This window comes from Granulicella sp. S156, from assembly GCF_009766105.1.
In the GTDB taxonomy this organism is placed as follows: domain Bacteria; phylum Acidobacteriota; class Terriglobia; order Terriglobales; family Acidobacteriaceae; genus Granulicella.
Map to the genome: position 1 here is coordinate 489,566 of NZ_LMUH01000026.1, position 13,376 is coordinate 502,941.

7 protein-coding genes are annotated in these 13,376 nt (G+C 56.9%); 1 reads left to right on the forward strand and 6 read right to left on the reverse strand.

Features of this window, described 5'->3' with window-relative positions:
• Window positions 1-12 precede the first annotated feature (12 nt).
• A complete protein-coding gene (locus tag GSQ91_RS23485; RefSeq protein WP_158824176.1) occupies window positions 13-2,640 on the reverse strand; it encodes a glycoside hydrolase family 2 protein in 2,628 nt (875 codons plus the stop codon).
• Between the two features lie 15 nt (window positions 2,641-2,655).
• Complete coding sequence (locus GSQ91_RS23490; RefSeq protein WP_158824177.1) at window positions 2,656-4,023, reverse strand: alpha-L-fucosidase; 1,368 nt, start codon at window positions 4,021-4,023, stop codon at window positions 2,656-2,658.
• A 340-nt stretch (window positions 4,024-4,363) separates the two neighbouring features.
• On the opposite strand from GSQ91_RS23490, the gene GSQ91_RS23495 reads away from it, so the two are divergent.
• Entirely contained in the window at window positions 4,364-5,149 is a 786-nt protein-coding gene (locus tag GSQ91_RS23495) for a DeoR/GlpR family DNA-binding transcription regulator (protein ID WP_158824178.1), read from the forward strand.
• Window positions 5,150-5,160: 11 nt separating this feature from the next.
• Here GSQ91_RS23495 and GSQ91_RS23500 read toward each other — a convergent pair whose 3' ends face one another.
• The 4 genes from GSQ91_RS23500 to GSQ91_RS23515 all read right to left on the reverse strand — a co-directional run bounded on the left by GSQ91_RS23500 (window position 5,161) and on the right by GSQ91_RS23515 (window position 13,328).
• The gene (locus GSQ91_RS23500) at window positions 5,161-7,188 is read right to left on the reverse strand and encodes a beta-N-acetylhexosaminidase (protein WP_158824179.1); all 2,028 of its coding nucleotides are present in this window, start codon (window positions 7,186-7,188) and stop codon (window positions 5,161-5,163) included.
• Window positions 7,189-7,444: 256 nt separating this feature from the next.
• Window positions 7,445-9,901: a hypothetical protein gene (locus GSQ91_RS23505; protein WP_158824180.1), complete on the reverse strand. Its 2,457-nt coding sequence runs from the start codon at window positions 9,899-9,901 to the stop codon at window positions 7,445-7,447.
• A 214-nt stretch (window positions 9,902-10,115) separates the two neighbouring features.
• Window positions 10,116-12,401, reverse strand: a complete 2,286-nt coding sequence (locus GSQ91_RS23510; RefSeq protein WP_216845396.1) for a GH92 family glycosyl hydrolase — start codon at window positions 12,399-12,401, stop codon at window positions 10,116-10,118.
• Window positions 12,402-12,467: 66 nt separating this feature from the next.
• The gene (locus GSQ91_RS23515) at window positions 12,468-13,328 is read right to left on the reverse strand and encodes an inositol oxygenase family protein (RefSeq protein WP_158824181.1); all 861 of its coding nucleotides are present in this window, start codon (window positions 13,326-13,328) and stop codon (window positions 12,468-12,470) included.
• Window positions 13,329-13,376: the final 48 nt, after the last annotated feature.

Consider the following 13,376-nt stretch of genomic DNA (forward strand, 5'->3'; position numbering starts at 1 on the left):
GCATCTCCTTGGTTATTGCGTGGAGTCTGCCAGCGAACGAACTTGCAGCGAAGACTGTACCTGAGCGAGAGAACTCTTGCTGGATACATGAATTCGACGGCTTTCGTTGGGCAGGAGATCGAAGAAATTATCCTCGGGCTTAGCCTCGAGCCCGTTGAAGCTGAGTACGACAGCGCGCGCGAACACCGGAGAGCGAAGCTCCACAAGAAAGCCATTGCCGTCGGGGTGAATGCTTTGTGTAATCTGCGCGTGGGGCAGCGCGAGATCCTTTGGCTCTGTAAAGTAAACCGTGTTCGAGGCGATGACACGGCCATTCTGTTCAAGAGTCAACACAGCGAAGGACGTCTTTGCCTCGAAACTCTTCAGCGTAAGGGGGCCAATAGGGGTACTGGCAAGAGCCGCGACCTCTACCGGAAGCCGCTGCTCGTCGAGCACGGTGCCGTCGAAGTGCATCAGCCGCAGATGAAGCGATGCTTGCCGTGGCTGCAACTCGTCGGAGACGATGTGAACCGCGATGCCATTGCCCTGAGGTTCAGCTGCAATCAACAAAGGCGCATAAAAGCGGGCTGCAAAGTATTGAAGAGCCTTCCAGCGTCCAAAGTAGTCGATCGATGACCAGGAGGCGACAGGCCAGCAGTCATCCAGTTGCCAGTAGAGTGTGCCCATGGTCTCGGGACGGCGGGCGCGCATGGTTTCAACGCCGAACTTGATGGCTTCGGCTTGCATCAACTGGCTCAGGTAGACGAATGAAGCGAAGTCCCGTGCGGGACGAAACTCGGCATCGAGGTACTGATGCACGCGGTTGTAGCCATGGATGAAGCGCTCATGATTCTGAAGCGCGGGAGAGTTCAGATCTTCGTCCGTTCCGGCATAAGAGCGGATGGTCTGCAGGTCAGGCAACGCTTGAAAGCCAAACTCAGAGAGGAAGCGCGGTCTGTCCTTTGCATACTCGGTAATGGGCGCACCCGCACTCCAGACTTTCCAGGAGTGCATATCGCCGTTCTGCTTGCCTGATGGGACGTCGTCAAAGTTTGATCCAGGAGAGCTTGGCCAATAGGGAACACCATTGCCATATTCAGCGACGGTGCTCTTGAGGATGTCGCGGAACATGACGACGTAGTCCTGCCATACGCGCTCGCGCTGCTCGGGGAGAATGCTCTTTTCGAACGCGAGTTGATCGTCCCAGCTCTTCCAGGCGGTTTCGACTTCGTTGTTGCCGCACCAGAGCGTGAGGCTGGGATGGTCGCTAAGGCGCTGCACCTGTTCGACGGCTTCGGCGTGTACGTTGTCTTGAAAGGCCTTGTCGCCAGGAACCATCGCGCCGCCGAACATGAAATCGTGCCAGACCATAAGACCAAGCTCATCGCAGAGGTCGTAGAACGAATCCGACTCGTAAAAACCTCCACCCCAGATGCGCAGCATATTCATGTGGGCATCGTGTGCAGAGGTGAGAATCTGGCGACGGCGCTCGTCGGTGATGTTGGGAGCGAAACTATCCAGCGGCACGAAGTTTGCACCTTTGGCAAAGACTGGAATGCCATTGATGACGAAGGTGAAGCTGGTGCCCCACTGATCGGGCACGCGACGTAGTTCGACCGAACGGAGGCCCGTCTTAAGTTGAGTCTGAGCCAGTGTCTTGCCGCTCCGCAATAGGACTGCGCTAATGGTGTAGCGACTCTGCGCGCCATAGCCGTTAGGGAACCAGCGATCCGGGTGTTCGATCCGTAGTGGCACGATCAGGTGGTTCTCACCACGATCGAGGACAACCGGGGTTACGATTGCGGGCAGCTTCGTGCCGTTGGGCGCTGTGATGTTCAACTGCAGCGAAGCACTGCCTTCAACGTCCGAGGCGAGATCAAATTGTGCTTGGGAGATCGCTCGTTCAGCGGTTACGGAGTTTTGATGGAGATGCAAGCCGATAACGCGGACACCGTCCCAGGCCTCAAGCCGAACGGGCTTCCAGATGCCCATGGTAACGAACTTCGGTCCCCAGTCCCATCCATAGCTATAGGGGGCCTTCCGAACGTATTGGCTTACGGGATAGATGCCCTTGCTGCGATCCAGCGTCTCATAGCCGGTTCCGGGAATCAGCACTGGAAGCTTCGCAATGATGGGTGTCAGAAGATTGGTAGGCGAACGGAAGACAATGGTTAGAGTGTTGTGTCCCGCATGCAGTGTGGTCTTTACATCCACGCGCCAGGAACGAAACTGGTTATCGGCGGAGAGTAGCGGGGTTCCATTGAGGCTGACACTGGCATAGGTGTCCAGGCCGTCGAAGACCAGATCGAGATGTTCGTGCTGCAGCAGTTTCGGGGTGACGATGACATCGGTGGTGTACTCCCAGTCCGTGAGACCGATCCACTGCAGCCGTTTCTCGTTATCCCCATAGAAGGGATCCGGGATGATACCCGCATGCAGAAGATCGGTCTGTACAACGCCGGGAACCGTTGCCTCGTGCCATGCAGTTGTCTCGGGATGCTCGGTAGAGGCGACTGCGCGGAAACGCCAGCCTCGATCCAGTGGCATCTGCTGGGTCTGTGCGCTGAGGGGCGAGGCTATCGCCAGGACAGCTGCAGTCAGCAGGGCGCGCGAAACGGCGCACCGGAGATCGTTGTACCGCCTTACTGCTAGATCGCGCATTGCAACTCCGGTGTTCTACTTCACTGCGCCCAAAGAAAATAGTTGAAACTCGCGAATCCTTGCATCTCCGCTACTCGCGAGGATGTTGAGTCGCACACGCTGTGCGGTGACGGCAGGGAAGTGATCGATCTTTTTGTGTCCAATGGCGAAGCTTGAGACCAGTGTCTTCCAATGGCCATTCTCCCATGCCTCGATTCGATACTGCTGGACGTTCTGGCCCTCGTTGAGCCACTCCATGGTGAGGGAGCTGTCGAAGGTGATGGGCTTGGGGAGCCGCACCTCAAGAGTAGCCGCATGCGAACCCGCAGGTGCACTCCAAAAGGTGTCGGGATCGCCGTCAATCGCACGAGCGACATTATCGTCTGCAGGTAGGTGGTCCTTCAGCAGACTGTTGGAATAGCGCTGATGGATTGCGTCCCCGAGCTCATGCAGTCTGGCTACATCGACATCTGGTAAGAGTCCGCGGTTGTCCGGCGCGACACCTAGCATCCATTGACCGCCATGTCCGACGGCATTTTCGTAGCTGTCGATGAGGTCGGGCAGGGATTTGAGGGAGGCTTCGTCGTTGGGATGCCAAAACCAGTGGAGCTTGCGCAGCGGTGTATCGACTTCGACAGGACGCCAGCGGAGATAGCCGTGACGATCGATCACATTCCAGTTCTGGTATTCGATCTTGCCTGATTCATCGCCCGCCCAACGTGCATCGCCATATTCAAAGAGACCGGTATCGGCGAAGACGATGGTATTGGGCTGGTAGGTCCGCAGGGTCTCGATGATCTTGGGAAAGTTGTAGACGTGGCCTCCACTGCCGGCTCCATCCAGCCAGAACTCGACCAGATCCCCATAGTGGGATGCGAGCTCCTCGAGTTCCGCGTTGTAGTACTTGTCGTAGGCGGCGGGGTCTTTGTACTTCGGCTCGTGCCGGTCCCACGGCGAAAGGTAGACGCCGAACTGCAGTCCGTTTGCACGCGCTGCCTTCGCGACCTCGGCCACCATATCGCCCTTGCCATTCTTCCAGGGGCTCTGTTTGATGCTGTAGTCGGTCTGATCTGTGGGCCATAGACAGAAACCGTCATGATGCTTGGCAACCAGGACAACATACTTTGCGCCGGAGGCCTTAATGGCCTTCATCCATTGATCGGGATCGAACTGCGTAGGGTTGAAGACCTTTGGATTTGCGGTGCCATCGCCCCACTCGCGATCTAGAAAAGTGTTCGTGCTGAAGTGCAGAATGACACCGAACTCCAGGTCCTGCCATTCGGTCTGCTGGGGTGTGGGCTTGAGATCGACCGCGTTCTGGGCCTTCAGCGGTGCGGTAGTTGCGGCCAACAGTGCCAGCTGAAGAATGATTACGGCTTTGGCCTTCCCGGTCTTGAGTCTCATGCGATTCCTTTCTATGTTGCAACTGCAACTGCCCAGCGGTGTTACGGAGTTCTGGCTATCGCATCGACGATGCCGCTCCATGCGATAGCATCAGCAAACGTATTCTTGGATCATAGTGACTCAGCCGCGATCACGATTTCACGGTGGGTATTTGAATCCAGGAGTGGATGGTTACGCCGAAACTCCTAAACTTCCACCCGTGAATACGGCAAAAGTGATTGATTAGTCATTAAGTGCTCATAATAGTGTACGTTTTATGCAATCGCAAGGGGAAACTCGTCACTTTTCAATCATTCTGCGCTAGACTCAGCCTCTCGGAGCGATCGGTAAAACTGAAACTATGTCCAACAAAATTGATGTACGCGCCGACCGTATTATGAGGGCATTGCTGCGTGCCGGAGATATCTCTGTGCAGCAGTTGGTCGACGAGACTGGCACGTCAGCCCCCAGCATTCGGAGAGACCTCGCCCGCCTGGAGAAGCGCGGTCTGGTATTGCGGACCCACGGTGGCGCGACCCTCGTCGAGCCATTGTTGTATGAGCCCTTTCGTCACGATACCTCGTTTCAGGCACGAGAGCTACGCTTCGCGGATGAAAAACGACGCATCGGGCTGGCGGCGAGCGAACTCATCCTGGAACAGGAGACCATCGGGCTGACCGCTGGGACTACGACCACCCAGATTGGACGGTCGCTTCGGCACCGGCGCGGCATCTCGGTGATGACCAATGCCCTGAACATCGGAATGGAACTGTCCAATCAGCCGGCGATCAAGACCACGCTGACCGGCGGGATGCTGGCCTGGGCTTGGACATTCGCTCTTGCGGGACAGCCCGCACTCAACTGCCTGAAAGATGTCTACCTGGACAAGGCATTCATTGGTGTTACCGGCTTTGACCTCGAACGCGGTGCTACGACACTCGAACCAGAAGAGGCGACCGTCTCTCAGACGATGATTCGGCAGGCGCGCCAAGTGATTGTGGTCGCGGATTCAAGCAAGATCGGCCATGTAAGCCCTGCACTGATCTGCCCGATCTCCACAGTCAACGTACTGGTAACCGATACGAGAATCTCCCGTGCCGTTTACAAGGCACTTACGGCAAAAGGCATCACGGTCATTCGGGCCTGATCGAAACCGCTTTATGGTTTCGTCGTCGCAGAAGGGATCCCAATGGCATCGGCGTTGGGGAGAGTTCCCGTCTTTTGCCACTCGTCATTGAGTGAGTCCATCTGCTCGCCGCGCTGTTGCCACAACTGGATTCGAAGATCGTAGCGTACCAGAACGTTATCGAGCCAGTACGGGCGATTCTCGGCAAGCCAACTCTCGCGGTATAGATTCTTCAGCATGGAGTAGGCATCGCGAAGATCCTGGCAGCGGCCATTCATACTGCTGATGGACTCGAGCAGATCGCGCGTCTCCGTTTCATGTTTCTTGTCGTCTTTGAGCGCAAGAGCCTTTGCATAGGCGGAGGACATCTCTTCAGCCAGCTGGAATTTCATGCCGATGAAGTCAATACGGCGTGCACCCAACTCCATGGCCTGAAGGGCCGCAATCTCACGAAGCTTGGGATCGCTGGCGCGAACGGTTTCGATCAGCTCAATAGCACGCTCTGCATGCAAACGCGCGGCTGGAATCTTGGCTCGCATCTCTGCGCCCTTTGCGTGGCCCTCTTTACTCCAGGGGTCGAGCCAGAAAGCTGCATCGGAGGCATCGATCAGATCTCCAGCGGCCATCAACTCTCGTTGAGCCTCGTCGATGCGGCCGGAGCTGTCGCCGTAGAAGGTGCGTCCGAAGCTGGCCTGATAGGCAGCGCCGTCGCTCTTACCCGGCTGCCAGCCGGCAGCGGCGCCGAAGAGCACACCGAACCAATCCTGGTTGAAAAGACCTTCGCCGTCATCATTCCACACTGTGGTTAGCTCGCCGGTACTGCCCAGGCGCTGGCCTGACTCTACGAATCCGGAGATGTTGTCGAGCGCCCCGGAGTCGTTGGGATAGGTCATGCTCCAGTTCGCATCGCCCGGAGCGACCCAGGTCTCCATACCTGCATTCTTGAAGGGCAGAATGTTCTTGTCATAACTGTCTTCGTGCCAGTAAATCCACGGAATGGCGATCATATCTTTGGGGAGACGATCAACTGCTGCCGGATCGTTCCAGGCCACATCGCCCCAGAAGAGCAGCCGGCGATGAAGCGGTGCCAGCGTGGTGTGGATGGTCGTTAGAAAGTCTGCATAGACCGGTCCCAGGCCACGCTTATCGACATCGGATTTGGTGCGGCCGGTTCCGAGTTCAACGGTCTCATCGGCGCCTATATGTAGGAATGGACTCGGGAAGTCCTCCGCGATCTGCGTGAACCAGCTCTTGATGAGTGGTTGCGAGCCCTCCTGTCCCGGGGCGATGACGTGGCCATGTGGCGTTTCGGCGAGATCGGAGTATTTTTCGTACTGGAGTACGTGATGCAGGTGTCCAAAGGCCTCCTGCTCAGGAATGATCATGATGTGCAGGTTGCGCGCGAAGGCCGCTAACTCTTGTGCCTCTGCGCGAGTCAGCGAGCTGCCCGGAGGCGCAGCGAGAGGGTTCGCAGAGTATTGCAGCGTGTGTTCGAAGTAGGGAGAGTAGACATTCACCTTGCGCGAGGCAAAGACCTCCAGTTGATGCTTTTGAAAGGCGAGTGTCGGAAACGGACCGCGCGAGAGGTCGTCGTCGATGCCGCGGTACTTCATGGCTGGCCAGTCCCGTACAGTGGCAGTCCATAGTTGTGCGACTCCATTCTGGTATTCCACCAGTTGTTTGAGTGTCTGTACCCCATAGAAGACCCCTGCCGAAGTCTCGCCGATGATCGTGACTTTGCCCGGCTGCGAGACCAGTACGTAGCCCTCATCGTGCATCGGTGCTTCAAAGACGAGATGTTCGCTGGCCAGGATCTGTGTTGCTTCGGGAGATTCCTTGCGCAGCAGAGCAACGGTCAAGTCAGTCGGACCCGCTGCTGGCGATAGAACGACGCCGCGCTCCGTAAGTGTTTGCTCCAGATCGTGAGCGGCGAAAAAATCTTCAGCATCGCCGCCGGGAACTGTCACGACTGCGGATTGCACCGTGACTAATTGGGTCGCGTGGATCTCACGAGGTTGCGGTGTCAATACCGGCTGCTGCAAAAGGCCCGATTGGGCCATTGCACTTTCGCTGCTAAACAGAGCACTAAGCAGAATTCCAGTGCAAGCAGTGGTGCGAAGAAGACTGACGCAGGAATGGCTAACGGTAGTGGAAAAGCTCATAGGGAGACGCGGCCTTCTAGAGTGATTATTTGGGTCCACTCGATCATGATGGAGTTCTTCTTGTCTACAGTTTTATCAGAGCAAGAAATGGGATGAAGATGTCTTGCGCCTGATCTGCCAGAGCCTCTCGGCAAAGGCTCTGGTTGCCAGAATTCTATTCGGGCAACAACCAGACCTCGGCTACCTGACGTCCGCGTCCACTGCCCCCGCTACCTTCAGGTCCTGTCCAGCTCAGGCTCAGCGTCCCGCCGGCTACAGCGCTTGAGGGGATAGGGAATTCCACGGTTTCCGGGTTGGAGTGACGAAGACGTGCCGGATGAATCTCAATGTCTCCATTCGCGACGAGACGTAGGGGGAGCGCGAAGTCCTCACCCGCGTAGGTGACTCGTATGCGATAGGTACGATGAGGATCAAGCCCGCTATAGTCCAGTTGCAGCGGCTTCTCATAGAGCGTTTCGGCATAGTCCAGCCAGGAGAGACGCCAGCCGTCGGCAAGCGTGCGGTCAGCGATGCCGTCGTTGGCTGTGTCATACATCTCGGGATCCTGCTCCCAACCGAGGCCACGGATAAGATGCGGCTCATTGGCAGGATCTCCCAGATCGTCGTAGATCGAGTCTGGCGTGGGATGCTGCCAGTGCGTTAACGCATGGAGAGCCTGCAGGCGTGCCGATTCCTCTGGCTGTTTCAGAGCAACGTCTATCGCATTGTTAAGCCATGCTGTCTCGGTGAGGGGTGTATCGACGCGATCCAGGTTGGCGCCGCGCTCCCAGTTGGACGCGCCATAGAGGCGGACGCTCAACTGGAGACCATAGTCGTGGAAGAGTTGACCGCCCAGTGAGAAGAGCCGGTCATGCTCGCTCTGCTCCACGGTGTCGGGCTTGCTTGCGGCGAGAGTCCGACGTGCGGCTGCAACCCGGTCCGCACTGGAGAGGCCGGCTTGATCGAGCGCGGAGAGCGCTCCTGCCTCGGCGTTGCGCTCGCGGCCGAGTTTACGCTGCAGATAATCGTCATAGAACGCGCGGTACAGCAGTGACTCCCAGGGTCCATTGGCCTTGACCTGCGCTGGTGTCGAGTCGCGCTCCAGCGTCTCGAGAGTTTGCAGTGTGGCGGGAATCTGGTGGTTCGCCAGGATGGGGCCATTCCAGTCCTCTTCGAGACCGCGAATCGCCCGAACCGCTAGCTGTTGCTGGCTGCCTTCGCGATGCAGGAACATCCGGGCATATTCCCCGAGGATTGTGTCGATGGGAGTCTTCGAAGACCAACCCAGTTGGCTCCAGACAATTTTGTTGACATCGTCATTGACTCCTTCGGAGTACGTGACGAAGCCGCTATGAAGTTGTTGGAAGTGGTGATAGATGTCGTTGAAGGCTAATGAGCGAGGGCAGATAGGCTCGCGTCCTTCGGTGAGCGCGAAGATGGGATCCCATTGCGGCACGGGGAACTGTGCGTGCATGGTGTGCCCGATGTCGGGGTAGAACTGCATCGCATACTGAGCGGGGATGCGTTTGCGCTGCGTGAAGAAGCTGTCACGCGACTGTGGGCCGAAGAAGACTCCGGTCAACCATGCGGGGTGGGCATCGAGCAGCGTATAGAAGCGCTCATATTGCTCGCGATTAAAACCCTGCGCCGAGACCCAGACAGTTGCTTGCGGATGATAGCGGTGGAGAACCTCAACCTCGCGAGCCATCAGGGGGAAGAGCACTTCAGGCGAGGTGTGTCCAGGATCGCCACCGGGCACATACAGAGCATCGAGGCGAGGCATAGCGCGGACGAGGGCTTCGAAGTCCTTCAGTTCAGCCTCTAAGGCCGCGGGATCGGTATAGTCTTTGCGCATCTCGGGATAGTAGAGATCGCAGTCCAGGCCGTACTTCGCAAGTATCTTCGATATGCCAAGGAAGGTGTCGAGCGCGGGTGCAGGAAACAGCGGGCTGGTGGCCTGATCGTCGGAGGCCGGAGAGATCAGCTGAATGGTATTCGTTCCGAAGATGGCGAGATCACGGATACCCTGTTCGAATTGAGCGAGTGTCCAGGCGTCGTAGGTATTGTTCTTGAAGCGATAGCCGATCTGATGACCGCGAACCGGCTTCTCTGGGAACTCGAAGACGTGAAGATGGCTTGGCAGTTGTGGAGAAGGTCCCGCGAAGTTCATATGCCGCAGCAGCCAGCCTGCGCCGAAGAGTTCACCGCGTACATCGTTGCCGGCGATGACAGTAACTGTGCGCTGCTGCCAGGGAATTGAGACGATGGAGAAGGCTTCGGCGTGATCGCTGGGATGCAGGGAGTCGATAGCTCTATTCCAGCTAAGAGAGATCTCAGCAGGAAGTAATGCCGCTACCTCAGAACGCTGTGCTAACAGCACGATATTGCTGGAGTCAGGATGTGCCGATACCGCGCCATTCTCGATGCTGGGTAGGAGCCCGTCAGCAGCACGACGAGCAGTCTCCTCCACGAACATTTGGGTAATGGCCTTCTCTTGCGGTGTCTGATGGGTGGCGACAACAACGCGAAGGCTGCTGGAGGCGGCGCTGGCTGGAACGGATCCAGTTAGAAGACAACAGAGCAGTGCCGCGACAATTTTCCAGGTAGATGCGCGTCGGCAATCGTCAGGCAAAGATAAAGTTTCCGATTTCGACGTCCTGGATGGACGTGAAACGGAGTTTAAGAAGACAAAGTTTTGACGGTTGGAGGCACTTTCGATCATTTCGAGTGAAGATAGCACAGTGATGGCAACGCAGCGGAACGACAAGGTGCTTTATGTCGTTCCGCTGCGGGAACTAGCTTCCACGCTTCTGTTCACAGTATTTGAAAGAGACTGCCTGGAGACGTCATTGGACAAGCTTCCATGAGTCTTTTCCATTGGGAGGCAACTCGGTATCCCAGGGCTGTGGCTTGTCTCCCATGTGAAGTGTGAGCTCGCCTCCTGTGATGATGTCGTGGTGTGTCAGCCACGCGCGATGCAGAGGTTTGCCGTTGAGCTCAGCGCTCTGTACGTAAATTGCGGAGCTGCTCGAATCGGCGGCGCGGATGGTAAAGGTCTTGGCGTTGCCGAGATGGATGGTGCTGCTGGTGAAGAGCGGGCTTCCGATAAGGTAGAGCGGCTGTCCCGCCACAGGATACAGGCCGAGCGAGCTCCAAATGTACCAGGAAGACAGCGTTCCGGCATCGTCGTTCCCAGGAAGACCTTCACGGCCAGTGTGATACTCCGTGGCAAGGATATGTCGAACCCGTTCGGCAACACGGTCTTGCCGTCCCGTGTAGATGTAGGTGTAGGGAGCAAGCATGTCAGGCTCATTTCCCTGGGTGTAGAGCTGTTGATCGAAGAGCCGGTCGAGCCAGCGGGTCGCAGCCTCTTTGCCGCCCAGGACGCCGATCAAGGAGTAGAAATCCTGAGGCACATAGGTCGAATATTGTGACGAACTGCCTTCATAGAAAGGCGCATCCCACCAAAGCAGAAGTCCGTCGGGATAGAGACGATCGCATTCGAAATTCTCCAGCGATGCACCGTCTTCGTACCGGGGGCGGATGCACTGCAGCTTCGAATCCCAGAGGTTCTTCCAATTGCCTGAGCTGGCGAGAAAGCGTTGCTCATCCGCTGTCTTGCCCACTAGATGTGCAATGGTTGCAACGGAGTAATCGTCGGCTGCATACTCCAGCGTGCGTGATGCCGATCGTTGATTGGTCAACGAGACATAGCCGTGGTGAGTCCAGTCATCCAGTAGCCGTCCCTCATACCAGGAACGCTCCGGTTTGGCGCCCACTTCGGCATCCTTACTCACGGCAGCATAGGCGAGCTGAGGATCGATACCGGGAAGACCTTTGACCAGCGCGTCGGCGAGTACAACATCGCCGTTCGATCCTCCCTGTGTCATGCCGTTGGCACCCGCAATGCGCGCGTCTGGCAGCCAGCCGGTATGTGTATAGGTATCCAGAAGCGAGCGCACCATCGCTGTCTGTCGCTCCGGCTGGATCAGTGTGAAGAGGGGATGTAGTGTTCGAAAGGTGTCCCAAAGGGTGTAGAAATCTTCGTAGTGAGGCTCGGCGCTCTTCCACCAGACGTTTTCTCCTGTCAGGTCATGTGGCATCACATGCGAACGGTAGAGAGCGGTATAGAAGATATTCTTTTGCTCGTCTGTTCCACCTTCAACGTCGATCTTCGCAAGTACGTTTGCCCACTGCGTTGCACTTTGTCGACGAGCTTCGTCGAAGCTTATCTTTTCTTCTGCAGCCAGTGTCTGCTTCGCCTGGTCAACGCTGATGAAGGAGACAGCAAGACGCATCTCCACGACTGATTGGTGGGTGGTGTCGAAGCGGAAGTAGGCACCGAGTTGATTGCGATAGCTTTCGATCGTGTGGGGTTGCTGGTCGACTCCGCTGGCCTGATTGCGTCCTGGATAGAGTCGGTCCTGATCCCACGTCCCGGTCTCGACGGCATCGCGACTGAGTTCTGCCGCGAAGTAGAGCGTGTAGGGTGTGGGGTTCCATCCACCGGTCATGGTGACGAAGCCCTCGACATGGCGAGGGTCGGTCACTTTGACAGCGCCATCGGTCGCGCTTTGGGTGAAGCTGGGCACATTACTCCGGCCTCCCACCATGCGAATGCGCGAGGAGATATCCAGCAGGAGATTAGCCTTGGTGTTAGCCGGGAAGGTGTAGCGCGAGTACCCAACGAGACGGGTGGCTGTAAGTTCCGTGCGGATCTGCTGTTCTGGTTGTCCAAGAACCACCGAGTAATAACCCGGTTCGGCTTTCTCCTGCTTCCATGGGAAGGTCAGGTTGCGTGGTGACAGGACTCCGACCGTTGGAGTGACGCGGAAGTTGCCGTACTTCGACTCACCGCCCGTGCCGCTCTCATGCGTATAGGAGAAGCCGATGATCTCAGCGTTCGGGTTGTAGCCGTTGGTGAAGCCGCGATCGGAAGAGGCGGTATCCGGGCCGAACGATACGAAGCCGAAGGGCACCTGCGCACCCGGCGTGGTGTTTCCGCCGTTCAGTGTGCCCACCAGGGGATCAACGCGTTTGAGCGAAGGTTGTTGCCCTGAAAGAGTAGGGCGCAGCGAGATGGAATAGACCACCCCGACGAATGCTGCAAAGCAGAGCTTCATGATCTTCATGGTTTCTCAAACTAAAACGGCAGCAGTACCAAAGGCACTGCTGCCGAAAGATATCGTCAGGGATTATTACCAGGCAAGCGTTGGAGGCAGAAACTCGGCGAAGAGCTCGTCGTAGAAAGGCTTCAACTCTTTGAGATCAGGTTTGGTGTGGCCCTTGGAGTAGAGGTCGTACTGGTTGAACTTGAGCACCCACTCCAGCATCGACCGATCTTTGTCGGTGCAGAGATGATCGTAGGCGCCATGTTTATGCCAGGGATAGAAGGAGTGGAAGCGCAGCATGTAGAGTGATTCATCACGCAGGTAGGGCTTCATCACCTCAGCGATATAGCCGTCGTGGCCGAAGGACATATGCACGTTCTCAAGGCCGCAGTTGGGCTCGTAGATTCCGTACCTGGTCTGGTATTCGGAGACGTGGCGGTCGGGGTTGGCGGCAAAGTATTCGGGAAAGACAATATCTTTGGACCATGCACAGCCGACAGGGAAGGTGTCTCCGACGACGCCCCACTGGGGTTCGCCGTAGAGGCAGAGGCACTTGCCGAGATCGTGAATGAAGCCGGTGAGCACCATCCAGCGAGGCTGATTGTCGCGCCGCATAGCCTCCGAGGTTTGCAGTAGATGTTCGATCTGTGTGAGGTCTGTATCGGGGTCGCTGTCGTCTACGAGCGTATTGAGGAAGTCCGCAGCCTCCCAGATCGTCTTCTGGCCTTTTTTCAGCGCGAAGTACTCCGCCTCTTTGCCGAGAACATAGTCGACGGTCATATTCTCATGGTTCTGGCGATAGAACTCCGCAACGCCTGGCGTTACCGTGGCGTCGTACTGGCGAAACTCCTCTTCGCTTTTGCCCTCTTTGTAGCGACCTTCAAGAAAGTCGTCCCACTCGTCGAGGTCATGCAGCGGCTGATTTGGAAGGACAGTGGTTGCGCTCATGGATAGGGCTCCTAAGAAAAGTGTGACGACCGAACGTAGGCGAATTTT

Bases quoted from the DNA above. Each gene is read 5' to 3' on its own strand.
- GSQ91_RS23485 (WP_158824176.1), bottom strand. From the start codon at position 2,640: ATGCGCGATCTAGCAGTAAGGCGGTACAACGATCTCCGGTGCGCCGTT.
- GSQ91_RS23490 (WP_158824177.1), bottom strand. From the start codon at position 4,023: ATGAGACTCAAGACCGGGAAGGCCAAAGCCGTAATCATTCTTCAGCTG.
- GSQ91_RS23495 (WP_158824178.1), top strand. From the start codon at position 4,364: ATGTCCAACAAAATTGATGTACGCGCCGACCGTATTATGAGGGCATTG.
- GSQ91_RS23500 (WP_158824179.1), bottom strand. From the start codon at position 7,188: ATGGCCCAATCGGGCCTTTTGCAGCAGCCGGTATTGACACCGCAACCT.
- GSQ91_RS23510 (WP_216845396.1), bottom strand. From the start codon at position 12,401: ATGAAGATCATGAAGCTCTGCTTTGCAGCATTCGTCGGGGTGGTCTAT.
- GSQ91_RS23515 (WP_158824181.1), bottom strand. From the start codon at position 13,328: ATGAGCGCAACCACTGTCCTTCCAAATCAGCCGCTGCATGACCTCGAC.